The 25,869-nt window shown below is 64.0% G+C and carries 20 protein-coding genes and 1 pseudogene; 13 read left to right on the top strand and 8 right to left on the bottom strand.

Annotation, left to right across the window (positions count from 1 at the left end; translation table 11 throughout):
- Window positions 1-64: 64 nt before the first annotated feature.
- Window positions 65-820 (bottom strand): molybdopterin-synthase adenylyltransferase MoeB, encoded by a 756-nt coding sequence (gene moeB / locus AB5Y68_RS09380; RefSeq protein ID WP_039038852.1) that lies wholly within the window; start codon window positions 818-820, stop codon window positions 65-67.
- Window positions 817-2,043, bottom strand: a complete 1,227-nt coding sequence (gene moeA, locus AB5Y68_RS09375) for a molybdopterin molybdotransferase MoeA (protein WP_039038870.1) — start codon at window positions 2,041-2,043, stop codon at window positions 817-819. The genes moeB and moeA overlap by 4 nt, the downstream gene beginning before the upstream one ends.
- A 363-nt stretch (window positions 2,044-2,406) precedes the next feature.
- Here moeA and folE point away from each other — a divergent pair, with 363 nt between their 5' ends.
- The 3 genes from folE to AB5Y68_RS09360 all read left to right on the top strand — a co-directional run bounded on the left by folE (window position 2,407) and on the right by AB5Y68_RS09360 (window position 7,301).
- A complete protein-coding gene (gene folE, locus AB5Y68_RS09370; protein ID WP_010674171.1) occupies window positions 2,407-3,063 on the top strand; it encodes a GTP cyclohydrolase I FolE in 657 nt (218 codons plus the stop codon).
- Window positions 3,064-3,314: 251 nt separating this feature from the next.
- Window positions 3,315-4,964: a methyl-accepting chemotaxis protein gene (locus AB5Y68_RS09365; RefSeq protein WP_039038853.1), complete on the top strand. Its 1,650-nt coding sequence runs from the start codon at window positions 3,315-3,317 to the stop codon at window positions 4,962-4,964.
- 249 nt (window positions 4,965-5,213) lie between these two features.
- The gene (locus AB5Y68_RS09360; RefSeq protein WP_039038854.1) at window positions 5,214-7,301 is read left to right on the top strand and encodes a methyl-accepting chemotaxis protein; all 2,088 of its coding nucleotides are present in this window, start codon (window positions 5,214-5,216) and stop codon (window positions 7,299-7,301) included.
- Between the two features lie 267 nt (window positions 7,302-7,568).
- Here the strand turns inward: AB5Y68_RS09360 and AB5Y68_RS09355 are convergent, their stop codons facing one another.
- The gene (locus AB5Y68_RS09355; RefSeq protein ID WP_039038855.1) at window positions 7,569-9,302 is read right to left on the bottom strand and encodes a formate--tetrahydrofolate ligase; all 1,734 of its coding nucleotides are present in this window, start codon (window positions 9,300-9,302) and stop codon (window positions 7,569-7,571) included.
- A gap of 66 nt (window positions 9,303-9,368) precedes the next feature.
- On the opposite strand from AB5Y68_RS09355, the gene AB5Y68_RS09350 reads away from it, so the two are divergent.
- Complete coding sequence (locus tag AB5Y68_RS09350) at window positions 9,369-9,770, top strand: hypothetical protein (protein ID WP_010674174.1); 402 nt, start codon at window positions 9,369-9,371, stop codon at window positions 9,768-9,770.
- A gap of 8 nt (window positions 9,771-9,778) precedes the next feature.
- Here AB5Y68_RS09350 and AB5Y68_RS09345 read toward each other — a convergent pair whose 3' ends face one another.
- Window positions 9,779-10,681 (bottom strand): LysR family transcriptional regulator, encoded by a 903-nt coding sequence (locus AB5Y68_RS09345; RefSeq protein ID WP_039038856.1) that lies wholly within the window; start codon window positions 10,679-10,681, stop codon window positions 9,779-9,781.
- Between the two features lie 109 nt (window positions 10,682-10,790).
- Here AB5Y68_RS09345 and AB5Y68_RS09340 point away from each other — a divergent pair, with 109 nt between their 5' ends.
- The 4 genes from AB5Y68_RS09340 (at window position 10,791) to AB5Y68_RS09325 (ending at window position 13,700) form a co-directional block, all read left to right on the top strand.
- Complete coding sequence (locus AB5Y68_RS09340; RefSeq protein WP_039038857.1) at window positions 10,791-11,351, top strand: YceI family protein; 561 nt, start codon at window positions 10,791-10,793, stop codon at window positions 11,349-11,351.
- Complete coding sequence (locus AB5Y68_RS09335) at window positions 11,351-12,085, top strand: hypothetical protein (RefSeq protein ID WP_039038858.1); 735 nt, start codon at window positions 11,351-11,353, stop codon at window positions 12,083-12,085. Before AB5Y68_RS09340 ends, AB5Y68_RS09335 begins: the two co-directional genes overlap by 1 nt.
- 185 nt (window positions 12,086-12,270) lie before the next feature.
- A complete protein-coding gene (locus AB5Y68_RS09330; RefSeq protein ID WP_039038859.1) occupies window positions 12,271-13,392 on the top strand; it encodes an adenosylhomocysteinase in 1,122 nt (373 codons plus the stop codon).
- The gene (locus AB5Y68_RS09325) at window positions 13,389-13,700 is read left to right on the top strand and encodes a SelT/SelW/SelH family protein (RefSeq protein ID WP_010674179.1); all 312 of its coding nucleotides are present in this window, start codon (window positions 13,389-13,391) and stop codon (window positions 13,698-13,700) included. The genes AB5Y68_RS09330 and AB5Y68_RS09325 overlap by 4 nt, the downstream gene beginning before the upstream one ends.
- A 63-nt stretch (window positions 13,701-13,763) precedes the next feature.
- Here AB5Y68_RS09325 and AB5Y68_RS09320 read toward each other — a convergent pair whose 3' ends face one another.
- Window positions 13,764-15,488: a lysophospholipid acyltransferase family protein gene (locus AB5Y68_RS09320; protein ID WP_039038860.1), complete on the bottom strand. Its 1,725-nt coding sequence runs from the start codon at window positions 15,486-15,488 to the stop codon at window positions 13,764-13,766.
- A gap of 105 nt (window positions 15,489-15,593) precedes the next feature.
- Complete coding sequence (gene pepT / locus AB5Y68_RS09315; protein ID WP_039038861.1) at window positions 15,594-16,820, bottom strand: peptidase T; 1,227 nt, start codon at window positions 16,818-16,820, stop codon at window positions 15,594-15,596.
- A 1,025-nt stretch (window positions 16,821-17,845) separates the two neighbouring features.
- Between pepT and speA the strand changes: the two genes are divergently transcribed.
- Together speA and AB5Y68_RS09305 are read left to right on the top strand one after the other, a co-directional pair.
- Window positions 17,846-19,747, top strand: coding sequence for a biosynthetic arginine decarboxylase (speA, locus tag AB5Y68_RS09310; protein WP_039038862.1), 1,902 nt, complete (start codon window positions 17,846-17,848; stop codon window positions 19,745-19,747).
- A gap of 256 nt (window positions 19,748-20,003) precedes the next feature.
- Window positions 20,004-20,192, top strand: coding sequence for a hypothetical protein (locus AB5Y68_RS09305; protein WP_010674183.1), 189 nt, complete (start codon window positions 20,004-20,006; stop codon window positions 20,190-20,192).
- Window positions 20,193-20,237: 45 nt separating this feature from the next.
- Here the strand turns inward: AB5Y68_RS09305 and AB5Y68_RS09300 are convergent, their stop codons facing one another.
- Window positions 20,238-20,525 (bottom strand): hypothetical protein, encoded by a 288-nt coding sequence (locus AB5Y68_RS09300; protein WP_039038863.1) that lies wholly within the window; start codon window positions 20,523-20,525, stop codon window positions 20,238-20,240.
- A gap of 162 nt (window positions 20,526-20,687) precedes the next feature.
- On the bottom strand, window positions 20,688-22,796 hold the full coding sequence (locus AB5Y68_RS09295) for a bifunctional diguanylate cyclase/phosphodiesterase (RefSeq protein ID WP_234703997.1): 2,109 nt from the start codon (window positions 22,794-22,796) through the stop codon (window positions 20,688-20,690).
- A gap of 448 nt (window positions 22,797-23,244) precedes the next feature.
- Here AB5Y68_RS09295 and AB5Y68_RS09290 point away from each other — a divergent pair, with 448 nt between their 5' ends.
- The 3 genes and pseudogenes from AB5Y68_RS09290 to AB5Y68_RS09280 all read left to right on the top strand — a co-directional run bounded on the left by AB5Y68_RS09290 (window position 23,245) and on the right by AB5Y68_RS09280 (window position 25,863).
- Window positions 23,245-23,832, top strand: coding sequence for a histidine phosphatase family protein (locus AB5Y68_RS09290; RefSeq protein ID WP_039038865.1), 588 nt, complete (start codon window positions 23,245-23,247; stop codon window positions 23,830-23,832).
- A gap of 214 nt (window positions 23,833-24,046) precedes the next feature.
- Window positions 24,047-24,292, top strand: a pseudogene (locus tag AB5Y68_RS09285) (transposase); the annotation flags it as partial.
- A 224-nt stretch (window positions 24,293-24,516) separates the two neighbouring features.
- The gene (locus AB5Y68_RS09280) at window positions 24,517-25,863 is read left to right on the top strand and encodes an IS110 family transposase (protein WP_039041085.1); all 1,347 of its coding nucleotides are present in this window, start codon (window positions 24,517-24,519) and stop codon (window positions 25,861-25,863) included.
- Window positions 25,864-25,869: the final 6 nt, after the last annotated feature.

Raw genomic sequence — 25,869 nt, 5'->3', positions numbered from 1 at the left:
AGCAGACAGCAGAGGTAGATAAAAAAGCCGAACCCCGGGGGTTCGGCTTTTTTGTGGGCGCAGCTCAGGGCCTTGAGCAGACCGGGCAGTCGGGGCGCTTGGGCAGTTTCAGCTCGCGAAAGCTGCCACCCAGACCGTCGATCATCAGCAGGCGGCCGCTGTAGCTTTTGCCCATGCCCGCCAGCAGCTTGATGGCCTCGAGCGCCTGCAGGCTGCCCACCAGCCCCACCACGGGGGCCAGCACCCCCGCCTCGACACAGGTGAGGGCCTGATCGCCAAAGAGGGCGCTGAGACAGGCGTAGCAGGGTTCATCGTCCTGCCAGGTGAAGCTGCAGAGCTGCCCTTCCAGCCGGATGGCGGCGCCGCTGACCAGGGGCACCTTGTGCTGGCGGGCACGCTGGTTCAGGAGGTTGCGGATGGCGACGTTGTCGGTGCAGTCGAGCACCAGCTGATGGCCTGGCAGCAGGGCATCAAGCAGCACCTCATCGGCGAGGGCGGCGTGGGTCTCCACCTCGAGCCAGGGGGTGAGGGCGCGCAGGGACGTCGCCGCGGACTCCACCTTGAGCTGGCCGATGCGCTCGTCGCTGTGCAGCACCTGGCGCTGCAAATTGGAGAGCTCCACCCGATCGAAATCCACCAGGGTGAGGTGGCCGACCCCGGCCACCGCCAGATACTGGCTGGCGGCGCAGCCGAGGCCCCCGGCGCCGATGACCAGCACGCGGGATTGCTTGAGCGCCTCCTGCCCCTCGAAGTCGAAGGATTTGAGCACGATCTGGCGGTTGTAGCGAAGGAGTTCTGCGTCGCTCAGGATCTCGCTCACAGCAGCAGCCCCGAGAAGGGCTCGACGGTGACCGTCTCACCGGCGGCTACCTTGCCGCGCTCCTGCTCGAGCACGATGTAGCAGTTGGCCCGGGACAGGGAGCTGAACACCCCGGAGTCCTGGGAGCCGGTGCTGCGTACCTCGAGACCATTCGGGCCCACGCTCAATATGCCGCGCTGGAAGTCCTGGCGCCCCGGGCTCTTCTTGAGCGGCGCTGTCGCCAGGGCCTGGAGGGGGTGCGGGCGTGCAAACTGCTGACCGGCCAGCCTGGCCAGAGCCGGTTGCACCAGTTGATCGAAGGTGACCATGGCGGAGACCGGGTTGCCCGGCAGACCGAAGAACCAGGCGTTTGGCAACCGGCCAAAGGCGAAGGGTTTGCCCGGCTTGATGGCGAGCTTCCAGAAGCCAATTTCCCCGAGCTCTTCGAGCAGTTGCTTGGTGAAGTCCGCTTCCCCCACCGAGACTCCCCCGGTGGTGATCAGGGCATCGGCCTCGCGGTCGGCCTGCAAGAAGGCGGCGCGCAGGGCCGCCGGATCATCGGGGATGATGCCAAGGTCCAGGCACTCACAGCCCATGCGGCTTAGCATCGCCTTGACCCCGTAGCGGTTGGAGTCGTAGATGTCCCCGTGCTGGAGCGGGGTGCCCAGAGGCTTGAGCTCGTCCCCTGTGCTGAAGATGGCGACCCTGAGGGGACGGCGCACCGTGACGTTCGCGATGCCAAGGGAGGCGAGCAGCGGCAGCTCCCTGGGGCTCAGGCGCAGGCCGCTTTCGAGCACCTGGGCACCCTGCGCCAGATCCTCGCCGCGGCGACGGATGTTCTGGCCAGCAACGGGGTGGGTCAGGAAAGTGATCCCGTTGTCGCCGGCTTGCGTTTCTTCCTGCATCACCACAGCGTCTGCACCCGGGGGCACAGGGGCCCCGGTCATGATGCGGATGCAGTGGCCAGCGGGCCACTCCCCCTCATAGGGCTGGCCCGCAAAGGCCTTGCCCGCCACGGGGAGCGGCACCCCGGCGGCGAGATCCGCCAGGCGCACGGCATAGCCGTCCATGGCGGCGTTGTCGAAGGGGGGGACGAAGAGGGGGGAGCTTATCTCCTCGGCCAGGATCCGATCCAGCGCCTGGGGCAGGGGCAACCGCTCCGTCTCGCAGCAGCAGGTGAGTTGTTCCAGCATCCCTTGCAGGGCCTTGTCCAAGGGGAGGAGTGCACCGGTATCGAATCCCATCATCATGACCTCTCTGGTGTGTAGGGGGCGGATTATCCCAAAAATCCGCTCCGATGGGCAGGCCGAAGGTGTGGTAATGGGGGGCAGATGCCCCGGAGTGATCGGATTCTGGGGCGCTATCCCGTTGAATTACCTCCTGATGGGTAACCAGGGCGAGGCTTGTGCGAGATGGTGGCTGGGGAAGAGGCGGCATGGCCTTGCCCCCGAATGGGCAGGCCGGTGCGGACAAAACGGGGTGGTTTGGCATAAAGTCGGGCACCGGGCTTGAGTTAGACAGAATTATGACAATAATCGCCCTGTAAGATTGCGCCGCGGCACCATGCCGCAGGCCAGCACAGTCCCTGAGCGTGGGAGAGAAACACGATGACGAGCTTAAGCCAGGAAGCCCTGTTGGTCAGGGCGGCGCTCGAGGCCGAGGGCCTTGAGACACCTCTGGTGGCCAATGAATTGAGCGGCCAGCAGAAAAAGGAAAAAATCGAAGGTCATATGCGCGCCATCATGGAGACGCTGGGACTGGATCTGGCCGACGACAGTCTGGCCGAGACCCCGCACCGCATTGCCAAGATGTACGTGAACGAGATCTTCTCCGGCCTCGACTATGCCACCTTCCCCAAGGTGACGGTGATCGAGAACAAGATGAAGGTGGACGAGATGATCATGGTGCGGGACATCAGCCTCACCAGCACCTGCGAGCACCACTTCGTCACCATAGACGGCTTTGCCCACGTGGCCTACATTCCCCGCGGCAAGGTGATTGGCCTGTCGAAGATCAACCGCATCGTGCAGTTCTTCGCCCGCCGTCCCCAGGTACAGGAGCGGCTGACCCAGCAGATCCTGCTGGCGTTGCAGACCCTGCTTGGCACCAGGGACGTGGCCATCAGCATCAAGGCGACCCACTTCTGCGTGAAGGCCCGTGGCGTGATGGACTCCACCTCCTACACCACCACCACCTCCCTGGGCGGCGTCTTCAAGACCCAGCCCGACACCCGCGCCGAGTTCCTCGGTGGTCTGAAAGGGTAGTGCTCCCGGGGCCTGTCGCCGACAGGCCCCGGCTCCTTTCCCTCACTTTTTTTGAAAAATACCTAAAGTTGTGACCGTGCCGGTCGCTATGGCTCTCCGTGTTGTCGGACGGTCTGGTTGACGCCGACACCCCCGGGCCCGCCCTTGTGCGCGCCGACAGGGACGAGATGTGCTGCCAAGGAGGGTAGTGAAGGCGCAGGCCAGGCCTGCGCCCAGCAATGCCACTTGTTTTCCCCCATGCAGGACATGCCATGAACACCATGACGATAGGCAAAAAACTTACCGCCGGCTTTGCCGTACTCGGCCTGATGATGGCCTTTATCGGCGGCTTCTCGCTGTTTGAATTCAGCAAGATGAACCGCGCCGCCATCGGCTTTACCGACAGTATCCTGCCCGCCGTCGTGCGCACCAGCACCCTCGGCGAGACCATCAATGCCCTGCGCCGCTACGAACTGGATGTCTTCCTGGTGGCGGACGATGCCCAACAGAAGGCCCGCTATCGCAACGAGAGCGAGAAGAGCCTGCAAGAGGCTGCGCGCCAGATAGTGGCCCACGATGGCACCATCTGGGCGGAGGATCGGGAGGAGCGCCGCGCCTTTGACATCGTCAAGGCGGACTGGGAGCGATATGTCGCCCTGCACCAGCGCATCCGGCAGATGCAGGACTCGGGACAGATGGCCGAAGCCCAGCACCTCTTCATGGGGGAGGGGGTCACCCTCTATACCAATCTGACCAAGTCGGTGGGTGAGCTTATCCGCATCAACCACGGCTACTCCGTGGGCTCCCGTGCCGAGGTGGTGGACGCCTTTGACAGCGCCAAGCTGAGCGTGACCCTGGCCTTGGTGATCGGCCTGGCCCTGGTTGTCGCCCTCTCCGTGGTGCTGACCCGCCAGATCCGCGACCCGCTCATCATGCTGGCCCGTCAGGCCCAGCGCATAGCGAGCGGCGATCTCGGCCGGGGCGAGCTGCAGGAGTGGGTCCGCGGCAACCGCTTCAACCGCGACGAGCTGGGTCAGCTGGGGTCGGCCATCGACCGGATGCAGGGGGCACTGGCAGAGCTGGTGAGCGAAATCTCCGGCTCGGTGAGCCAGCTCAGCAGCGCGGTGGAGGAGGTGAGCGCCATCTCCGAGCAGTCCGCCAAAGGCATGGCGAGCCAGCAGGGAGAGGTCTCTCAGGTCGCCACCGCCATGAACGAGATGCAGTCCACCGTCAATGAGGTGGCTCGCAACACCACGGACGCCATGGGGGCGGCCAAGCAGGCTTCCCGCACCTCCACCCAGGGCAACCAGGTGGTACGCAGCGCCATCGGCAGCATAGAGCAGGTCTCCCGTCAGATAGAGCAGGCCGGGGGCGTGGTGCAGCAACTGGAGACCGACAGCGCCAGCATCAGCATGGTGCTGGACGTGATTCGCGGCATCGCCGAGCAGACCAACCTGCTGGCACTGAATGCGGCCATCGAAGCGGCCCGTGCCGGCGAGCAGGGGCGTGGCTTTGCGGTGGTGGCGGACGAGGTGCGCAGTCTGGCCCAGCGTACCCAGGCGTCCACCGCCGAGATCAGCAAGATGATCGAGGTGCTTCAGGAGCGCACCGCCGAGGCGGGCAGCGCCATGCAGCTGAGCCGTCAGCAGATGCAGGAGAGCGTGGAGCTGGCGCGGGAGGCGGGGAGCAGCATCGACAGCATCAACGGTGCCGTCACCCAGATCACCGACATGAACACCCTGATCGCCACCGCCACCGAGCAGCAGAACGCGGTCACCGAGGAGCTCAATCGCAGCATCGTCAAGATCCACACCGCCGCCGACGAGAATGCCCAGGGGGCGCAGCAGACCGCCCAGGCCTGTGTCGAGCTGAGCAAGCTGGCCAATACCCTGCACCATATGACCCAGCGTTTCACCCTCTGAGTCTTGCTGCCACCCGGCACAACGCAGAAGGCCCCGCCGATTGGCGGGGCCTTGTTGTTTGTCATCGCCCTCCCTGTGCCCGTTTCAACCGGCCCGCCTGCCCCGTCACCTACCGGATGGGGGGATGACAGGCCGGATGTTCGAATTCGCTCACAAATCGGCGATTAATTTCATGCAGGGCCGTTTGCGACCTGTTTGCGAGCCCGTATGATGCCCCCCTTTTTTGGCTCAAGAGACCCACCATCCGTCATGTTCCGTTCCATCAAGTATCAAGTCATGTTCTTTGCGGGTTGCATCCTGCTGACCACCGTCCTCAGCGTGGTGGGTTACAGCTATGTTTCCCTGGCCAGCATGCAGGAGAAGATCCAGCAGGAGAGCCACGACGCGGCCCGCCAGCAGGCCAGGCAGTGGCTGCTGACCCTGGCGGATGGTCAGGCGAGCGAGGTGGCACGCTCCTTCGAATTGGCGCTGGATGCGGCCGAAACCCTGGCGGCGCTGCTGGCGGGCAATGTCCATCAGTCCGAGCCTCTCGATCGGGACGAGGTCACGGCCCTGCTCAAGGACATAGGGGATCGCAACCCGGATTTCCTCAGCATCTACAGTGGCTGGGAGGCGGATCGTTTCGACGGTCAGGATGCGCTCCATACCGGTGATGGCCGGCATAGCCAGGCATCGGGCAACTTCGCCCCCTACTGGAGCCGTGGCCCGGCCGGTTTTGACCTCAAACCCCTGGGGGATTTCTACAGCAAGACGCCGAGCGCGACCGGGATCCGGGCCTCCGAGTGGTATCTCTGCCCGCAGGAGAGCAAGGCAAGCTGCGCCGTCGACCCCTCCGTCTACCAGGTCAACGGTCAGCCCACCCTGCTCACCTCCTTTGTGGTGCCTGTGCTGAACGGGGATCAATACCTCGGCATGGTGGGCATCGACTACTCCCTCAACTACCTGCAACGGCTGGCCGCTGACATCAGCCAGCGGGTGTTCGACGGGCAGGGCAGGGTGCGCATCATCAGCCCCATGGGCATCATCGCCGCCGACTCCCGCGATGGCGACGGGGTAGGGCAGCGCTTGCAGGATCCATCCTTGCTGGCCCAGTTGCAACGTGGCGAGAGGGGCAGCGACGAGCACGCCGATGGCTTGAGGGTCTTCGCACCCATCAGCCTCAACAAGGTCACACAGGCCTGGGGGATCGCCATCGAGGTGCCGGGCAGCGCCCTCTATGCCGAGTACGAGCGGATGGCGCAGGTCCGTGCCGAGGCCTTTGGCAAGGGGGTCTGGACCCAGCTGATGGTGGGCATCCTGGTGGCGGGTATCGGTCTGGTCGGGCTCGCTTTCGCGGCAGGGTCCATCTCCCGGCCGGTGCAGGAGACGGCTCGCATGGTGGCGCGTCTCTCCAGCGCCGGAGGGGATCTGACCCAGCGGCTGACCCAGCACCGGCGCGATGAGACCGGGGTGCTGGCGGAGGGGATCAACCAGTTCGTCGCGACCGTGCAGGGCATAGTGACCGACACCGCCACCAGCGTGCACGAGTTGCAGCAGGCGGCGGTGACCTCGGCCAGGCAGGCCCAGCAGGGGCTGGCGAACAGCCATCACCAGCTGGAGCAGGTCGAGCTGGTGGCCACGGCCATCCATGAAATGTCATCGACCGCAGACTCCGTCTCCAGCAGCGCCCAGATCACGGCCCAGGCGGTGGATGAGACCCGTCATGCGGTGCACAAGGGTCAGCAGGTGGTGAGCGCCTCTGCCAACGGCATCCGCCAGTTGAGTGCCCAGGTCAGCGAGGTGTCGGACAGGATCACCGCCTTGCAGCAGCAGGGGGTGCAGATTGGCAGCATCCTGGATGTGATCCGGACCATCTCTGAGCAGACCAACCTGCTGGCGCTGAATGCAGCCATCGAGGCGGCACGGGCCGGTGAACATGGTCGCGGTTTCGCCGTGGTGGCCGACGAGGTGCGTACCCTGGCTTCCAAGACCCGGGCCTCGACCCAGGAGATCCAGCAGATGATAGACAGGCTGCGGGATACCACGCGTGCCGCGGTCGACACCATGACAGAGGGGCGCCAGTTGAGCAGCTTGGCGCTGCGTGATGCCGAGCAGGCGGTAAGCGAGCTGGCGACCATAGTGCAGGCCGCCGACCGTATCCAGGACATGGCGACCCAGATTGCGAGCGCCGCCGAGCAGCAATCCAAGGTGAGCGAGGAGATTAACCAGAACGTCAGCAACATCCACGAGCTGGCGAGCGCCTCCACCCGGGTGGCCCGGGAGCAGGATGCCCAGAGCCGGCAGATGCACGGGTTGACCGAGACGGTCATGAGCAAGCTGGGGCGCTTCCACTACTGATGGCGTTCTGATACGCACAACAAGGCCCCGCCAATCGGCGGGGCCTTGTTGTTGATGGCGGGTCTGTTGATGTCAGGGTCGATTAGCGCCGCGTCATCGGCCGGCGCCAGACTGCTTGTCCGATCATGTGACGCAATCGGACTATCTCGCCGTCAGGCGCTCAGGGAGGGCAGGCTGCCAGCCTGCGCGTCAGCTCAGGCCGACAATCTCCCCGTCATCGTCGATATCCATATGGCGCTCATTGAGGGCAGGCTGCCAGCCTGCACGTCAGCTCAGGCCGACAATGTCGCCGTCATCGTCGATGTCGATATGGCGATAGGCCGGCAGGCTACCCAGGCCCGGCATGGTCATGATGGGGCCCGCCAGGGCATAGACGAAGCCTGCCCCCGCGCAGAGTTTCACCTCCTCGATGGGGACCTCGAAGTCCGTCGGCACGCCCTTCCTGGCGGGGTCATGGCTGAGGGAGAGCGGCGTCTTGGCCATGCAGACGGGCAGGTGATCCTGGCCCTCTGCCGAGAGTCTGGCCAGTTGCTGGCGCGCCTTGTCCGAGAGGGTGACACCCCGGCCGCCATAGCCGCACTCCACCAGGGTGGCGAGCTTGGCGGCAAGGCTCATCTCATCGGGGTAGAGCAGCCTGACCTCACTGGGCTGCTTGCAGGCCGCCACCACGGCGTGAGCCAGATCCGCCGCACCCGCGCCACCGTCAGTGAAGGCCCGGGAGAGGGCGACCCCACAGGCACCGGCCTGGCGCGCCGCCTCCTCCAGCAGGGCCAGCTCGGCATCGCTGTCGGTGGGGAAGCGGTTGATGGCGACCACCACGGGCACCCCGTAACGGCGGGCGTTGTGAATATGCCAGGCGAGGTTGGCGCACCCCGCTGTCAGGGTGGGCAGATCTTCCCCTTGCAGGCTGGCCGGCAGCGGCTGGCCCGGCCGGATGTCGAGCAGGCCGCTGTTGGCCTTGAGGCCGCGCACCGTGGCCACCAGCACCACGCAGGCGGGGGGAAGGCCGGATTGGCGATACTTGATGTTGAAGAACTTCTCCAGCCCCATGTCGGAGCCAAAACCCGCCTCGGTCACCACATAGTCGGCAAGACCCAGCGCCATGCGATCGGCGATGACGGAGGAGTTGCCGTGGGCGATGTTGGCAAAGGGGCCGGCGTGGACCAGCACAGGGGTCTGCTCCGTGGTCTGCATCAGGGTGGGCTTGAGGGCGTCTTTGAGCAGCACCGTCATGGCCCCCGCCACTTCCAGCTGCTCGGCGGTGATGGGCTTGCCGCGCAGGTCGAGGGCGAGCTGGATGCGGCCGATACGCGCGCGCAAGTCCTTGAGATCCCTGGCCAGGGCCAGAATGGCCATCAGCTCGGAGGCGGCGGTGATGACGAAGCGATCGGGGCGCTCGACACCATCGGCAGCGCCGCCCTGGCCGAGGGTGAGGTGGCGAAGCGCCCGGTCGTTCATGTCCAGGGTGCGGGGCCAGAGGATGTTGGCCGGGTCGATATCGAGCCGCGCCAGACCGGTTCTGGCGCTGAACTGGTCACCGAGTTTGCGTTCATGGAACAGGCGGGCATCGAGAGCGGCAGAGGCCAGGTTGTGGGCGGCGGTGAGGGCGTGAAAATCCCCGGTGAGGTGCAGGTTCATCTCCTCCATCGGCACCACCTGGGCCATGCCGCCCCCGGCGGCGCCCCCCTTGACCCCGAAGACGGGGCCGAGGCTCGGCTGGCGAATGGTGGCGATGCTGGGCTGGCCGATGTGGTTGAGCCCCATGGAGAGGCCGATCGTGGTGACCGTCTTGCCCTCCCCAAGGGGGGTGGGCGTGATGGCGCTCACCAGCACCAGCTTGCCGGGCTCGCGGGCGGGGGCGTGATGGAGCAGCGCGAGGTCGAGTTTGCCCTTGTAATGGCCGTGGGGGTGGAGATGGGCGGCCGCTATGCCGAGCTGTGCTGCCACCTCGGCGATGGGCAGGCGGGGGGACTGGCGGGAGATCTCGATATCGCTTAGCATCAGCACCTCGTTGGCATGTCAGGTCAAATATGCGGCGAAGTCTAGAGGAATCAACAGGGTAATCCAATGAGCAATACTATTTTATCCGGCAGTCGTGAGCCCCATCAAAGCCCCATCCTGCTGGATCTCAATGCCCTCTATCACCCGCCCAAACGGCCCCTCACCGCCCTTGGCATCGTCAGCGCCTTCATCCCGCTCTTTGGCTACGGCTGGCAGGCGATGACCCAGGATCCCGAGACCCACTTTCGCCACGAGCTCGGCAAGCGCATCAACAAGCACAAGAGCGACGAGGCAAACCTCGCCCTGATGATGCAGTTGGCGGCCATGCTGGATTGCCACTGCCTGCACGTCACCCTGCCCTATGCGCTGGGGGAGGCCGAGCTCGCCGCCTTGCGCCAGCGCCTGCCACGCTGGCAGATGAGCCAGCAGGATCACCTGCTGGTGGCCGAGCTGATGCCCACCCCCTGAGCCCGGGCTCAGGTCTCCCTGTCCCAGTAGTGGGGCGCCAGGTAGCGCTCCTGCACGAATTCGATGAAGCAGCGCACCTTGGCCGACACGAAACGGCGGTGCGGATAGAGGGCATAGAGCCCCACCTGCCCCTTCTCCCACTCCAGCAACAAGGGGACCAGCGCCCCCGAGCGCAGCGCATCCCCCACGATGAAGGTGGGCTGCAAGATGATGCCCTGGTGGTCGCAGGCGGCCCGGGTCAGGGCCACCCCGTTGTTGGCGCGAAGGGGCCCCTGGGGGCGGATGCTGTGCTCCTCCCCATCCCGTTTGAAGACCCAGTCCGGCTGGGTCAGGGTGTAGATGAGGCAGTCGTGCTGCTTGAGATCCTCCGGGGTCTTCGGCCTGCCCCGGCGGGCCAGGTAGTCGGGGCTGGCGCACACCACCATCTTCATCATGGCGAGCGGCTTGGCCACCAGGGAGGAGTCCGGCAGGTTGCCGATGCGCAGGGCCAGATCGAACCCCTCCTCCACCAGGGCCACCCGCCGGTCGCTGTACTCAATCTCGAGCTTCAAGTCCGGGTAGCGCTCGCGAAACAGGGGCAGGGCGGGGGAGAGGTGCAGGTAGCCGAAATCCATGGGCACCGAGAGCTTGAGGGTGCCCTGGGGCTGCTGGTTGTTGTGGGTGAGCTGGCTGTGGGTCTCTTCCAGCTCCGCCAGCAGGGCCAGGGAGCGCTGGTAGTAGAACTGGCCCGCCTCGGTGGGGTTGACCTGGCGGGTGGTGCGCGACAGCAGCCGGGTGGAGAGGGACTCCTCGAGCTGCTGCATCAGCTTGGAGGTCATGGCGACCGAGATCCCGAGCTGATGGGCGGCCTTGGTGAAGCTCTGGCACTCCACCACCTTGATGAAGGTGCGCATGGCGGCTATCTGATCCATATTCCACTCTCGGTTGATAATTATTTTAATAAATCGATGATTATCTATTCTCGATAGGAGGTTAGCATTTTGGACACCGTTGTGAACCCCCAATGAAGGAACGATCGGAATGAAAATGACCAAGGCCCTGCTGGCCTCCTGCCTGTTTATGGCGGCTCCCCTGATGGCTGCCGATTACGATGTCGATGCAGCGCACACCACAGTCCAGTTCAAGGTGGGCCACCTCGGCTTCTCCGAACTGGTCGGCCGGTTCAACACCTTCAGTGGCACCTTCAGCATGGACGACGCCAACCCGGCAGCGGCCAAGGCGAGCTTCGAGATCGATGCCGCCAGCGTGGATTCCAACCACGAGGCCCGCGACAAGCACCTGCGCAGCCCCGACTTCCTGGACGTGAAGCAGTACCCCAAGATGACCTTCGTCAGCACCGGCTATGAAGGCACCAAGGACAAAGGCGTGCTCAAGGGCACCCTGACCCTGCACGGCGTCTCCAAGGACGTGGCCTTCGACCTGGTCCACATCGGCGAAGGCAAGGATCCCTGGGGCGGCTACCGCAGCGGCTTCAACGCCACCACCACCATCAAGCGCAGCGACTTTGGCGTGAACTACATGGTGCCGAACATCCCTGACGAGATGACCATCAACCTGTTCGTTGAAGGCGTGCGCAAGTAATGGGCGCAGCACTCCTGCTTCAAACCCTGGCGGCTCCTTTGGGGGCCGCTTTGCTGTCGTGGCGCTGGCCGCTGCTGGGCTATCTGTGGGGCGCCCTGGGGATCTGGCTGGTGGGCTGCCTGCTGGGCGGTGCCTATGGCCTGCCGGTCAAGGCGTGGCAGTGGCTGCCGCTGACCCTGCTGGTGCCCGCCCTGACCCAGGGTACCAGCAAGGGGGTCGCCCTCGCGCTGTTCGGGGGGCTGGGCGCCCTGGTGTGGTGGCAGGGGCTGGCCTCCGTGCTGGCGAGCGAGCCCGGGATCTGGCTGGCCCTGCTGCCCGCCATCCTCTGGTCTGGCTGGACGAGCTGGCGTGGCGACAGCGAGGAGGGGCTCGGCTTCGCCCTGGCCTTCATCTGGCTGGCGCTGGTCATCGGCATCGATGGCAGCCTGCTCATCGCCCAGCTGACGGGTGCCCTGGCCGCGTTTGCCGGATTCCGTGCCCTGCTCGGCGCCTTTGCAGGGGTCAAGGTGACCCCGGCTGCCCTGGGGCTTTCACTCGCCTTCGTGCAGATGCTCGCCTGGCAGTACGTGGAAGTGCCCCTGCTGGTGCTGCTGCCGGTCTGGCTGTTGCCGCTGCTGGAACGTGCCCTGCACGGGCGCCCGGGACTCTCTCGCTGGGGGGTCTTGATCCTGGTGGCGGCCGTCGGTGCCGGAGTGAGTCTGTGGTGGGTATGGCCAGAGGCGTCACTTTACTGATTTCTGCATGAAAAACAGGCTATTACCTTAGAAATTGATGGGCTTGTCAAAGTCTGGACAGATAAAGATTGAGACCCATGGTGCTTTCGGATAAAAAGGATTTTCAATTATCTGGATACACACAGAACCCGGCTATGCCGGGTTCTGTTTGCCTGCTTTCCCGCGGCACGCTAAGGAGGCCACAGTTGCGCAGTCAGGGATCTGAGCATCTGTTTTTTCGCCATTTCACCGAACAGGGATGTCTTGGGGATCTCTGCATCCTGCTGGTGACCCACCTGCTTCCCGACAGACCCGACTTCATCCAGGTGCTCGATCGGGTGGGTCGGGTCGGTGCCATCCTGCCCAAACCCAAGTCGGTGCATGGACCGACCCTGACCTGGGCCCAGCAGCACTACCCCGTGCTGCCCCTCAATCGCCACTGGACCTCGGATCCCGGTGAGGTGATCGCCCAGATTGCCCCCCTGGTGATGTCCCACGAGCGGCTCATCATCCTCGACATCGGCGGCTACTTCGCCAAGAGCCAGGCGGTACTGGCCGAGCACTTTGGCGCACGTTTCATCGGGGTGGTGGAGATGACCGAGAACGGCCATCAGCGCTACGAACAGGAGTCACTGGCGGCCCCCGTCATCTCGGTGGCCCGCAGCCCCCTCAAGCAGGCGGAAGATATCCAGATCGGCCTGAGCGTGGTCTACTCCGCGGAGTCTCTCGCACGTACCCTGAGGCGTACCTTCAATGTCTGCCAGGCCGCCCTGTTCGGCTATGGCAAGGTGGGGCGCAGCATCGCCCGGGAACTGCGCTGTCGCAACCTGCATCTGGAGCTGGTGGAGACGGATGCCCTGCGCCAGGTGGAGGCACTCTCCCACGGCTTCAAGCTGGTGAACAAGGCCGAGGCCCTGGGCCGCGCCGAGCTGGTGATCTGCTCCACCGGCAACGGCTCCCTCGACATCACCGATCTGCAGGCCCTGCGCCCCGGCGCCATGCTGGCCTCGGTCACCTCCGCCGACGACGAATTTGCCTTCAGCCTCGCCCAGCTGCCCTGGCCGAGCGAGGAGGTGTGTCCCCATGTGCTGGCCCTGACCCGGCCGGACGGCAGCACCATCTTTTTGCTCAACCGGGGGGAGGCGGTCAACTTCGTCCACGGCGCCGTCATCGGCGAATATGTCTACCTGGTGCTGGCGGAGATCATCGAAGGGGTGCACCAACTGGCCCATCAGGCATCCACCCCGGGCCTTCACGAACTGCCCCAGGCCACCATGCAGCGCATCGCTCGCCACTGGTTGACCGATTTTCACGGAGTCACCCCATGACAGACACCCATTTGCCCCTCGCGAAACCGCGCATCGAAATCCGTTACTGTACCCTCTGCCGCTGGATGCTGCGGGCCGCCTGGCTCGCCCAGGAGCTGCTCTCCACCTTCGACGGCGAACTGGGCGAGGTGGCCCTGGTGCCCGCCAGCAAGGGGGAGTTTCGCATCCTGGTGGACGGGGTGCTGGTGTGGGACAGGGTGGCCGACGAGGGCTTCCCCGAGGCCAAGGAGATCAAGCAGCGGGTGCGGGATGTCATCGCCCCTGAGCGGGATCTCGGCCATGCGGATCGCAAACCCGCAGCCGAGTAAGCGGCATCACCCATGAAGTGAAAGAGGGAGGCACAGGCCTCCCTCTTTCGTTGCGGCCCCCGGTCAACGGTCGCCAGAGGTGGCCAGCGCTTCCCCGGCGGGGAGGCCGATATAGCGGGCCCGCTTGTGGGGCTTGATGCGGCTCACGTCCACCCACACCAGGCCGTCGATGCAGTGGTTGAAGTCCGGGTCGATGCCAAAGTCCATGAACTGCACGCCCCCCGGCTCGCACAGCTCGGCGTACTGCTTGTAGAGGGTGGGAATGGCGCAGCCCAGATTGTCGAGCCCTGCCTTGAGCACCTTGAGGTCGTCCCCGTAATCGCGCCCCTCGAACAGCGTCGGCGTGGCGGGATAGGGGCGGCGGGAAGGGGCGAGGGCAAGGGCGGGGGCGAAGTGCTGGCGATAGAAGCTCACCAGCAGATCCTTGGCCGCTGGCGGCAGGCTGCCGGAGAGGGTGACGGGCCCGAACAGGTAGCGGTATTGGGGATAGCGGGCCAGATAGGCCCCGATGCCGAACCAGAGGTAATCGAGCCCCCGCTTGCCCCAATAGGCGGGCTGGATGAAGCTGCGGCCAAGCTCGATGGCCTGTTCCAGCCGGGGCAGCAGCTTCTCTTCGAAGCCGAACAGGGTGTGGCTGTAGAGGCCATCCAGCCCCTTGCTGGCCAGCCGTTCGGCCACCGGGGCAAAACGGTAGGCGCCGATGATGTCGAGGCGGGCGGGATCCCAGAGGATGAGGTGGTGATAGTCATCGTCGAAGGCATCGAGATCCCGCCGCTTGCCCGAGCCTTCCCCCACCGCCCGAAAGGCGATCTCCCGCAGGCGCCCCAGCTCACGCAGGATCACCGAGTGGCTCTGCTCGTGGCGGCGATAGAGCAGGATGCGCTGGCCGTCCGGGGTCTGGCCGAGCAGCTCGCACCCGTCGATGGCCTGTTTCAGCAGGCGGCGATCCTCCGGCAGGGCGATGGGGGCCTCGGTCTGCAGCCGTCCCGCCTTGCCCCGAGCGATTCGGTAGAGGTGGCCACGCACCAGCCGGGCCGCCGTCTTGGCCGGCAGCTCCTGAAAACTGGCGAGGGGAATGCGCGCCCCTATGGTCACCGGCAGCGTCTGCCCCTGCTGGCGAAACAGCTGGCGCACCAGCAGCAGGGCGGAGGCGGGCTTGTTGAGCCAGGAGGCGAGATAGAACCAGAGGCTGTTGCGCCCTCCCAGGTGAATGGGCACCAGGGGCGTTCGGCTGCGCTGGGCCAGCTTGATGAAGCCGGCCTGCCAGGGGCCATCCTTCACCCCCTTGGGGCCGAGGCGGGAGACCTCGCCTGCGGGGAAGATAACCAGGGCCCCGTCGGCGGCGAGGTGTTCGTTCATGGCGAGGATGGCCTGCCTGTCGGTCTTGCCCCCCAGGTTGTCCACCGGCAATAGCAAAGGGCGCAGCGGTGCGAGCTGGGCCAGCACCTGGTTGGCCACTATCTTGACGTCGGGGCGGATGCGCCCGATGAGGCGCAGCAGGGCCAGCCCGTCCAGGGAGCCGATGGGGTGGTTGGCGACAAGAATGACCCGGCCGCTGGCGGGAATGTGCTCGAGCTCGGCCTCGCTCACCCGGTAGTCGAAGTGGAGCTCGGTGAGGGCCTGCTCGACGAAGTCCAGACCGCGCAGGTGGGGATGGCGCGCGGCAAAGCGGGTGAAGGCCTCCTCATGCAGCAACCAGCGCAGCCCCTGCCTCATCAGGGGACGGAGGAGGGGCTGGCTGGCGAGGTGGGGCAGGTGCTGCCCCAACAGGGTATCGACGTCGAACATGGGCAAGGCTCCGCTGAACTTTGCCCCAGCTTGACGCCCCTGCGTGCCTTTCGTGTGTCGGTTGGGTGACGGTTTGATGACGGGGCGAGCCCCGTCCTTGCCCCCTTACTCTGCCCGCCAGGCAGAGGTGAGGCGCACCAGCGCCACCAGGGTGGCGACCGCTTTTTCCATGGATTGCAGGGGGATGAACTCGTGCTTGCCGTGGAAGTTGTGGCCGCCGGTGAACAGGTTCGGGCAGGGCAGCCCCATGAAGGAGAGCCGGGCGCCGTCGGTGCCGCCGCGAATGGGTTTGATCTTGGGCACCACGTCGGCGGCCTCCATGGCGGCTTTGGCCAGCTCGACGATGTGGGGATGGGGCGCTATCTGGCTGCGCATGTTGCGGTAGTTGTCCACTATTTCCAGGGTGATGCGCGCTCTGGGGGCGTCCAGCTGAAGGGAGGCGACCCGCTCCTTGAGCTGGGCCTTGCGGGCGGCGAAGCAGTCATCGTCGAAGTCGCGGATGAGGTAGTGCAGGGTGGTCTCCTCCACCGTGCCCTCCATCCGGGCCAGGTGGAAGAAGCCCTCATACCCCTGGGTGCACTCCGGGGTCTGTTCGGCGGGCATGGCGGCATGGAAGCGGGCGGCCAGGGTCTGGCTGTTGATCATGCTGCCCTTGGCGGTGCCGGGGTGGACGTTGTTGCCTGTGATGCGCACCGTGGCGCTGGCGGCGTTGAAGTTCTCGCATTCGAGCTCGCCGAGCTCGCCGCCATCCACCGTGTAGGCCCACTTGGCCGGGAAGCGGTCCAGCGGGAAGCGGTCGGCACCGCGCCCTATCTCCTCGTCCGGGGTAAAGCCGACCCAGACATCGCCACGGGGGATCTCGGGGTGAGCCTGCAGGTATTCCACGGCGGTGAGGATCTCGGCGATGCCCGCCTTGTCGTCGGCCCCCAGCAGTGTGGTGCCGTCGGTGGTGATGAGATCCTGCCCCAGGTAGTTTTTCAGGAAGCGGTACTGGCGGATGGCCAGCACCTCGTCCCCTTTGCCAAGGCAGATATCGCCCCCCTGATAGTGCTCGACTATCTGGGGGACGACGCATTCGGCCTCGTAATCGGCGGTGTCCATGTGGGCGATGAGCCCGATGGCGGGGGCATCCGGCTGGTTGCCCGGCAGGCAGGCGGTGAGGTAGCCATGCTCGTCCAGGGTGACCTGGCTCAGCCCCATCTGCGTTATTTCGTCGCACAGGGCCCGGGCGAAGAGGCGCTGTCCCTCGCTGCTGGGGCAGGCAGGATTGGTCGCATCGGAACGGGTATGAAAGGTGAGGTAGTGGAGAAAGCGCGAAAGCAGGGTGTTCATGGGCAAGCCTCGGGTCACGAAAGAGGAGTCATTGTGGCCAAGACGGCGGCGCCGCTTATTGCGTCAGCGCAGTTTTTGATGACTTTGTGGGGGAGAGGAGGGCCATCGAGGGGGAGGGGCAGGGATCATCGCTCGGCACCTTGCATAAAAATTCCAAAATGAAAACTGGTTAAGCAATTGCGAAAAAGCTGAATTTCCCCTCGGCCCAGCGCTGGCAAGGGGTGACCCAAAAAGCGTGACGTGTTGGTTATTTTCATCGCCTCGCCCACGCACTCCCATCCCCCGCCATCCCAGAGCCCGCCTTGCTGGCAGCGAGATTTTGCCCCCCGATGAAAACCCGTTTTTTAGCACGATTTTTTATTGTCACTGGCTGCGGTAAGTGTGTACACTCCGCGCCGATCCAAGGGCAACCCTGCGCAGGCCGTGTCCGCCAGACCCGCAGGATCATGACGCCTATAGGGCGAGGCACGCAGAAACGACAGACACTGCTGGGGAATGGTTTCTTTAATACCGGTTAGGCTCCGGTATCAGGGAGAACAACGGACTCTCATCTTTCAGCTGACCGAGTGGGCTTCGGGCTCATCATCTCCCTTGTCATGGGCGGTCACTGGCGTTGAGCGGGTCGTAGTGGTTGTCGTCCATCAACACGATGCGTGCTGACGTCTTCCCTTCTCTTCCTTGAAACCCTCTCCTGTCCGTCGGGATGGCTGCCGAATGATGAACAAACGGCGTGGCTGATGCCGATTGTCATCAAAGTACCGCGGTACGCCGGCAAGGTGTTACCGCATACCGTTGAGCTTGATGTAAAGCCACCAGCCCCACATCAAGACTCGTTACTTCCCAAGATCCACCAGGCAGCCTTGGCTTGCCGCGATGTGCAATGAACAGGATGTGGCGGAGCATGCTCCGTTGCGGGTCCAACGTCAGCAGGCCGCTCTGGCTTGCCGCATTTTGCAATCAATGGTCTGGATGTGATTGAGGGTAACGAAGGCGGCCCACGGCCGCTCATTTGCGAGGCATAGCCCATGACTAACTGGTCCAGCAAGGACTCCTTGAAGGTCTACAACGTTCCCTACTGGGGTGCGGGTTTTTTCAATATCAATGACGCCGGTCATGTGACCGTCTCTCCCGACAAGTCTCGCCCCGAGGCTCAGATCGTGCTGTCCGAGGCCATCGAGCAACTGCGCCAGTCCGGGCTGACCACGCCGGTGTTGCTGCGTTTCCCCGACATCCTCAAGAGCCGGGTCGATGCGCTGTTCAACGCCTTCGGTCAGGCCATCGAAAAGTCAGGCTATGAGGGGGATTACCTGTGCGTTTACCCGATTAAGGTAAACCAGCAGCGCCGCGTCATCGAGACCATCAGTCAGTCCTACAGCGACAAGCCGAGGCTTGGGCTGGAAGCGGGCTCCAAGCCCGAGTTGCTGGCCGTGCTGTCCCATCATCATGAGCAAGGGTCCGTGATCGTCTGCAACGGTTACAAGGACCGCGAATACATCCGCCACGCCCTCCTGGGCAACCTGATGGGCCACAAGGTCTACATCGTGGTGGAGAAGCCCTCCGAGCTGGAAATGGTGCTCGACGAGTCTGCTCGTCTCAACATCAAGCCCAACATCGGGGTGCGCGCCCGTCTGGCGTCCACCGGCTCCGGCATGTGGGAATCGAGCGGCGGTTCCATGTCCAAGTTCGGTCTCTCTGCCTCCCAGATCCTGGCGCTGGTGGAGCGTCTGCGCAGCCTCGGCAAGCTGGACTGCCTGCAACTGCTGCACTTCCACCTGGGCTCCCAGATCGCCAACATCCGCGACATCCAGGGCGGCATCCGCGAGTGCGGCCGCTTCTACGCCGAGCTGTGCCGTCTTGGCGCCAAGGTCGAGGTGGTGGACGTGGGCGGCGGCCTCGGGGTGGACTATGAGGGCACCCGTTCCCAGAGCCACTGCTCCGCGAACTACAGCCTCTCCGAGTACGCCAACAACGTGGTCTGGGGCATCGGCGATGTGTGCCGCGAGTTCGACCTGCCGCACCCGACCATCATCAGCGAGTCCGGCCGTGCCCTGACTGCGCACCACGCCGTGCTGGTCACCAACATCATTGGTGCCGAAGGGGTGGAGGTGAACGACATCAGCGCCCCGGACGAAGACGCGCCCACCATCTTGCAGAACATGTGGAAAGGCTGGCTGGACCTGCGCGGTGAAGACCCCTCCCTGCTGGAGATCTTCCACGACTCCGTGGCGGATCTCGGTGACGTCAACGCCCAGTACACCATGGGCCTCTTGAACCTGGAGCAACGTGCCTGGGCAGAGATGCTGCACCAGAACACCTGTCTGGCGCTCAAGGAGCTGCTGAACCCAGTCAACCGCAACCACCGCGCCCTGGCCGACGAGCTCTCCGAGAAACTGGCTGACAAGTGCTTTGCCAACTTCTCCCTGTTCCAGTCCCTGCCGGATGCCTGGGGTATCGGTCAGGTGTTCCCGGTGATGCCGCTCTCCGGCCTCGAGCGTCCGCTCACCCGCCGCGGCATCCTGATGGACATCACCTGTGACTCCGACGGTCAGGTGGAGCACTACGTCGACGGTCTGGGGGTGGAAAGCACCCTGCCGATGCCGGTCTACGGTGAAGGCGAAGAGTGCCACGTCGGCTTCTTCCTGGTGGGTGCCTATCAGGAGATCCTGGGGGATCTGCACAACCTGTTTGGTGACACCCACTGCGCGGAAGTGTGGCTGGATGAAGAAGGCAAGATGGACATCCGCAACGTGGTGCGTGGCGACACCGTCGACCAGCTGCTGCGTTACGTCAACATCGACCCGTCCGTGATCCGCGAGAACTACCAGCGCATCGTCTCCCACCCGGCGCTGGACGAAGAGACCCGCAAGGCCCTGCTCGACGAGCTGGAGCTGGGTCTGCAAGGCTACGCCTACCTGGAAGACGAATAAGCCAGCGGCTTGTTCCTCGTCGGTCAAATGACGGACATGAAAAACGGCGCCTTCGGGCGCCGTTTTTGTTGCGCTGTTGCCTGGCTGGGGCCGGTTGGCGGGCTAGGTCACCCGGGCTGGGGGCATCCGGCCCCGGCCAGATCCGGCCACTGCCCGCTTCTGCCCGCCACCTCCCTTGATCCAGGTCAAGGGGGACTCGGGCCGCTTATTTTACGGTCAAGGGTGATGTTGGTGAATGACACATAAGGATGTGCGTATGGAACTCAAGAGGGACCCGAGATGCTATACCGACGTCTGTATCGACGGTAAGTGGTATCACTACGATCACTGCAGCACTCACGTTTATATGCTGATGGGGGGCGCCGCCCCCAGCCTGCAGCTTGCCCATGAACCCGGCAGTGAAGAGGAGCTGGTGGAGATGCTCCGTCAGCACCCCCAACGCTGACTGCCCGCGGGCCATCGGAGGTATCGTCCCGGCGGCCCGCCTTGCTCAGCCCGCCTTGCGGCCGAGGATCTTCTTGCCCATCTCCAGCAAGGCCGTTGCCGCCGCATAGGCCTCGTCTGACTTGCCTATCTCGTCCGCCACGTAGAGAAAACCGGATCTGTACTTCTCCACCGCCTCGCGGGGAGTGGCCGCGTCGATGAAATCCTCTTCCACCTCGAACCCTTGCGTCAGCAGCGCCTCCTTCTCCGTGAGGAAGGTGGGGGAGGCCATGTCGACATAGGTATATTGCTGACGGTGGGAGGCGGGGACGCTGAAGAACTGGTATCTGGCCATGGATGTGGCTCCTCTGAACGGGTGATCTGCCATGGGGCGCTCGATGCGCCCGGCAAGATAAAGTAGCATTCGAGTCTTGCAGCAGACTACCTTGAGTCGTGAAGGGACGCAATCGGCCTGGTGATGGCTCTGGCGACATGGGCGCAGCGCCTCACCTGCTTGTCAGGCAAGCACACCTTCCAGCACCCGTTGGGGAGTCTCGGGAGCGCAGTGGACAAGCAGTTGCTCCCCGGTCATGGGGCGCCCGAGCAGATAGCCCTGCAAGGTGTCGCAGCCCAGCTCGGTCAGCAGGTCGCGCTGCTCCGGGGTTTCCACCCCCTCTGCCACGATGCGCATCTCCAGGGCCTGACCCAGGGCGATGATGGCGGCGATGATGGTGGCATCGTCGCCCCCCCGCTCCAGGGTGGTGACAAAGCCCCGGTCAATCTTGAGCTCGTTGGCGGGGAAGCGCTTGAGGTAGAGCAGGCTGGAGTAGCCGGTGCCGAAGTCGTCGATGGAGATGCCAAGGCCAAGCTCGGCCAGACGGTTGAGGATGGCGAGGCTCTCCTCGGCCTTCTGCATGGCGGTGGATTCGGTGATCTCCAGGGTCAGGTGACGGGCCTCGAGCCGATGGCGGGCGAGGGCGCCCTGCACCTCCTCCAGCAGCCCGGGGCTGGCGAGCTGGATGGTGGAGAGATTGACCGCCACGCTCCAGTCGTGATGACCCGCCGCCCGCCAGGCGCTCATCTGGCGGCACGCCTCGTCGATGACCCAGTTGCCGATGGGGATGATGAGCCTGCTCTTCTCCGCCAGCGGCAGGAAGCTGGCCGGCGAGACGGCACCATGCTCCGGGTGCTGCCAGCGCAGCAGGGCCTCGGCGCCGACCACCTGGCCGCTGCGGGCACAGTATTTGGGCTGGTAGTGCAGGGCTAGCTCCCCCCGCTCCAGGGCGTGTTGCAGCTCCTTGTGCAGCAGGAACTGCTGGTGGGCGTTGGCGTTCATGGCGCTGTCGAAGTAGTAGTAGTCGTTGCGCCCCTGCTCCTTGGCGTAATACATGGCGGCATCGGCGTTGAGGGTCAGCTCGTGCAGGCTGGTGCCATCCTGGGGATAGACGGCAATGCCGATGCTGGCGGTGATGTGCAGGCTGTGGTGCTCCCACTCATAGGGCTGGGCCAGGGTGGCCAGCAGCCGCTCGGCGAAGGCCGTGGTCTGGCTCACATCCCCCGGCGCCAGGGCCAGCACGAACTCGTCCCCGCCAAAGCGCGAGGCGGTGTCGCTGGCACCGAGCAGGCCGGTGATGCGCTGGGCCACCTCGGCCAGCAGCAGATCCCCGGTGTGGTGGCCGTGGGCATCGTTGATGATCTTGAAGCCGTCGAGATCGAGAAACAGCAGGGAGAAGCTGCGCTGGCTGTGCTGGCACTCCTGGATGCGCTGCTCCAGGCGGTCGGCAAACAGCAGCCGGTTCGGCAGCCGGGTCAGGCTGTCATGGAGCGCCAGCTTGAGCAGCTCGTCGTGGGCCTGGTGCAGGGAGGTGGAGAGCCTGGCGGCGTGGGCATCCAGCATGGAGAGCACGAAGGCGATGGCGAACACCGCCAGGGTCACTATGATGACCACGGTTGCCAGCCACTGGGTATTGAGACCGGTGTAGAGGGCCCCGCACAGGCTCTCTGCGGGGAACTGGGCCGCCGCCATGCCGGTGTAGTGCATGCCGATGATGGCCGCCCCCATCACCAGGGAGGCGAGGGCCTTGCTGAAGAAGGCGCGGGGCGAGCTGTTGCGCAGGCGAAACGCTATCCAGAGCGCGGCACCCGAGGCGAATACCGCGATAAGGATGGAGAGGATGAAGAGCCCAGGCAGGTAGTGGATGCCGGGCGCTATCTTCATGGCCGCCATGCCGATGTAGTGCATGGTGGCGATGCCGGCCCCCATCAGCACGGCCCCGAACAGGATCTGGTGCCAGGGGAGCTGGGGACGACTGACCAGCCAGAGCGCAAAGGCCGAGGAGCCGATGGCCGCCACCAGGGAGAGACCGGTGAGGGTCAGATCGTATCCCAGCGCGATGGGCAGGTTGAAGGCGAGCATGCCGATAAAATGCATGGACCAGATGCCGAGCCCCATGGCGAAGGCTCCCCCCGCTAGCCAGAGCACGGCGGCCCGTCCCCGGCTCTGGCTCACCCGACTGGTCATGGTCAGCGCCGTGTAGGAGGCGAGCACCGCCACCAGGATGGAGAAGAACACCAGATCCTGGCTGTAATAACTGTCGAGCATGGGGTGGGTTGGGGTCACGTTCATTTACTCTGGGGTACATCAGGGCCTGAGCCTGGGCCGGGTCAGGGGAAATCGGGTGGCAGATTGTACACCAGGCGTCCCTGTCGTGAGCCAGAGATACGTACCAAAATGGCCCCCGGATCAGAGCAAAAACTCTGTCTTTTCTGGCTTTGGCCGCCATCCTGTGACCGATAAACCGGCACATCCCCATTTTATTCCGTCTGAACAACAAGATAGGGGAGCATGGGGCGCTTGCCACGGCGCTGGCGGGCCCGTGGCGAAGGCGTGTGGTATGCGCACAAGGCGCCTGTGCGATAAAGGCGCGCAGCCCCTGTCGTCCTTTCACGATAGCCGCAGGCCATGCGCTCAAGGAGTCAGCACAAGCCTGCATCCTCCGGGTCTTGGTTGACCCGGTACATCTGTTATCATCTTCCCCCTGTTTTCTTATCTCGTTGACTCTGCTGGAGAAACCATGTCTCGAACCCTCTATTTGCTGCGCCATGGCCAGACCCGTTACAACGCCGAATTGCGGTTGCAGGGGCGGTGCAACTCCGAGCTGACCCCCAGGGGCGAAGCCCAGGCCCTCGCCATGGGGGCCCGTCTGGCCAAGCTCCTGGCCGAGCCCACCGACTGGACGATCTACGCCAGCCCCCTCGGCCGGGCACGGCAGACGGCGGAGCGGGTGTGTCAGCAGCTTGGCTTGGACCAGGAGCGCATCATCTGGGACGAGCGGCTGGTGGAGCTGGGGATGGGGGAGTGGGAGAGTCGCCGGGTGCCCGAGCTGCTGGCGGCCCACCCCGAGCTGGATCTGGAGGAGCCGGACTGGTATCTGCGGGCCCCCCATGGCGAGAGTTTTGAGAGCATTCAGCGCCGGGCCCGGCAATGGCTTGAGGACGAGTACATTGCCGAGCAGGCCATCGTGGTTTCTCACGGTCTCTTTGGCGCCATGCTGCGCGGCGCCTATGTGGATCTGGACTACACCACCACCTGGCTGCAGGAGCTGCCGCAGGATGCCTTCTTCAAACTAAGCGGTGGCCGAATCGAGCGGATTGCCTGCTGACCACACGAAGGCGGCCCGCCGTGGGTGGGCCTTGTTGTGATTGGTCGCTCAGCCAACTGCCAATTTGGCCGCTTCTTTCCACATAAAAGGCGGCATCGGAGTAGTGAGACGCCATTTAATGTTCATCGGTTGGCTACCGCTGTGGGAGATGTGAATCGCCCCTACTTTCCTAGACACCTCAAGAGCCTCAAACTGAGGTCAATCAGGAGGTGTTATGAGCAAGCAGCAACGTTACACGGAAGAATTCAAACTGGCAGCCGTCAAGCAGGTGACTGAGCGCAATTACCCAGTAGCAGAGGTCGCTGAACGACTTGGTATTTCCAGCCACAGTCTTTATGTCTGGATCAAACGCTACAGCCAACCCGAAGCGCAGCAACAGGATGACTCCAGCCAGCAAGCCGAAATTCGGCGCCTCAAGGCTGAACTGCGTCGCGTCACCGATGAGCGAGATATCTTAAAAAACCGCCTCCCCGGCACTCCGTGGCCCATGGAATTAGAAACACGTCCACTACACTGACCTCACCGGACAGTGGTCGTCTGCTTTTTGGAGGCTGAGTCCCCGTCAAAAAACCTGACCCAGGGGAAGCTGCGGACCCGTGAGTGGTGGCACCTTGGTGACCCCGTTTAGGAATGTGATCGAATCCGAGTCCCCGTCCGGCACTATTTTGTGATGGAGGGGTATTCATGAAAAAGCACAACACTGAACACGGTTTACCGATCATCCATGCCTTCGCCGCGGGCATCGATATCGGTTCGCGGTTCCATGTGGTTGCGGTGCCCACCGCGCTCGCCGAAGAACCAGTGCAAACCTTTCAGGCTTTCACGGCAGACCTGGAGCGTATGGCTGCTTGGTTGGTCGAGCTTGGGATCACCACCGTGGCAATGGAGTCAACGGGCGTGTATTGGATACCCGTGTATGAGATCCTGGAGACCCATGGCTTACAGGTCATCTTAGCTAACGCCAGGGATGCCCGGGCCGTACCAGGGCGAAAAACCGACGTCAACGATGCGCAATGGATCCAGCGCCTGCATGCTTGCGGTCTACTGCGCGCCAGCTTCCATCCTGAGCGGGAGATCGCCGCGCTGCGCAGTTATCTGCGGCTACGTGAACGTCACCTCGATTACGCTGCGGCTCATATCCAGCACATGCAAAAGGTGCTCACCCACATGAATCTGCAATTGCAGCATGTGGTGAGTGACATCACCGGCGCCACCGGTATGCGGATCATCCGTGCCATTGTCGCAGGAGAGCGCAATGCCACGATGCTCGCCGCCATGCGCGACCTGCGCTGTCAGTCGAGCGTCGAAACTATCCAACGTGCGCTGGTTGGCAATTACCAGCCCGAGCATGTGTTTGCCTTGAGTCAGGCACTGGCCATGTACGACGCCTACCAGGCCCAGATTTCTCTCTGTGATGAACAGATTGCCCAAAGCTTGCAACAACTCTCTCGTGGAAAGCCCCGCCCCAGCGAAGCGCTACCCAAGCCTCGCCACCGTACCCGGCAACCGAACGCACTCAACTTCGATGTGCGCACCTTGCTCTATCAGCTGGTCGGTATCGATCTGACTCAAATCCATGGCATTGGCCCTTACCTGGCACTGCGTCTGGTGGCCGAGTGTGGAACGGACCTGAGTCGCTGGCGAACGGCCCAACACTTCACCTCCTGGCTGACACTGGCTCCGGGCTGCCGGATCAGTGGCGGCAAGGTGTTGTCAGCTCATACTCGCAAGACCAAGAATCGAGTGACCGCCCACTTACGACTGGCAGCGGTGACCATTGGCAGAACAAATACGGCGCTGGGGGCATTCTATCGACGGTTGTCGGCGCGTATCGGCAAAGCGAAGGCTGTCACCGCCACCGCGCGCAAGATTGCGGTCTTGTTCTACAACGCAATGCGTTTTGGTATGGAATATCAGGATCCCGGCGCCGACCACTATGAGCAGCAGTACCGCGAGCGGGTGGTCAAGGGATTGCACCGGCGGGCCGCCGAGTTTGGTTTCACCCTACAGGCAATCGAGGATGTTTCTTAGGAAGGC

The sequence above is a fragment of the Aeromonas sp. R6-1 genome, assembly GCF_040908165.1.
In the GTDB taxonomy this organism is placed as follows: domain Bacteria; phylum Pseudomonadota; class Gammaproteobacteria; order Enterobacterales; family Aeromonadaceae; genus Aeromonas; species Aeromonas caviae.
The sequence above is the reverse complement of the archived record's forward strand: the minus strand, read 5'-3'. Positions and strand labels throughout refer to the sequence as shown.

What these genes read in the sequence shown, in the direction of transcription:
- moeA (WP_039038870.1), bottom strand. Translation starts at nt 2,043, where the DNA reads ATGGGATTCGATACCGGTGCACTCCTCCCCTTGGACAAGGCCCTGCAA.
- folE (WP_010674171.1), top strand. Translation starts at nt 2,407, where the DNA reads ATGACGAGCTTAAGCCAGGAAGCCCTGTTGGTCAGGGCGGCGCTCGAG.
- AB5Y68_RS09365 (WP_039038853.1), top strand. Translation starts at nt 3,315, where the DNA reads ATGAACACCATGACGATAGGCAAAAAACTTACCGCCGGCTTTGCCGTA.
- AB5Y68_RS09360 (WP_039038854.1), top strand. Translation starts at nt 5,214, where the DNA reads ATGTTCCGTTCCATCAAGTATCAAGTCATGTTCTTTGCGGGTTGCATC.
- AB5Y68_RS09355 (WP_039038855.1), bottom strand. Translation starts at nt 9,302, where the DNA reads ATGCTAAGCGATATCGAGATCTCCCGCCAGTCCCCCCGCCTGCCCATC.
- AB5Y68_RS09350 (WP_010674174.1), top strand. Translation starts at nt 9,369, where the DNA reads ATGAGCAATACTATTTTATCCGGCAGTCGTGAGCCCCATCAAAGCCCC.
- AB5Y68_RS09345 (WP_039038856.1), bottom strand. Translation starts at nt 10,681, where the DNA reads ATGGATCAGATAGCCGCCATGCGCACCTTCATCAAGGTGGTGGAGTGC.
- AB5Y68_RS09340 (WP_039038857.1), top strand. Translation starts at nt 10,791, where the DNA reads ATGAAAATGACCAAGGCCCTGCTGGCCTCCTGCCTGTTTATGGCGGCT.
- AB5Y68_RS09335 (WP_039038858.1), top strand. Translation starts at nt 11,351, where the DNA reads ATGGGCGCAGCACTCCTGCTTCAAACCCTGGCGGCTCCTTTGGGGGCC.
- AB5Y68_RS09325 (WP_010674179.1), top strand. Translation starts at nt 13,389, where the DNA reads ATGACAGACACCCATTTGCCCCTCGCGAAACCGCGCATCGAAATCCGT.
- AB5Y68_RS09320 (WP_039038860.1), bottom strand. Translation starts at nt 15,488, where the DNA reads ATGTTCGACGTCGATACCCTGTTGGGGCAGCACCTGCCCCACCTCGCC.
- pepT (WP_039038861.1), bottom strand. Translation starts at nt 16,820, where the DNA reads ATGAACACCCTGCTTTCGCGCTTTCTCCACTACCTCACCTTTCATACC.
- speA (WP_039038862.1), top strand. Translation starts at nt 17,846, where the DNA reads ATGACTAACTGGTCCAGCAAGGACTCCTTGAAGGTCTACAACGTTCCC.
- AB5Y68_RS09305 (WP_010674183.1), top strand. Translation starts at nt 20,004, where the DNA reads ATGGAACTCAAGAGGGACCCGAGATGCTATACCGACGTCTGTATCGAC.
- AB5Y68_RS09300 (WP_039038863.1), bottom strand. Translation starts at nt 20,525, where the DNA reads ATGGCCAGATACCAGTTCTTCAGCGTCCCCGCCTCCCACCGTCAGCAA.
- AB5Y68_RS09295 (WP_234703997.1), bottom strand. Translation starts at nt 22,796, where the DNA reads ATGAACGTGACCCCAACCCACCCCATGCTCGACAGTTATTACAGCCAG.
- AB5Y68_RS09290 (WP_039038865.1), top strand. Translation starts at nt 23,245, where the DNA reads ATGTCTCGAACCCTCTATTTGCTGCGCCATGGCCAGACCCGTTACAAC.
- AB5Y68_RS09280 (WP_039041085.1), top strand. Translation starts at nt 24,517, where the DNA reads ATGAAAAAGCACAACACTGAACACGGTTTACCGATCATCCATGCCTTC.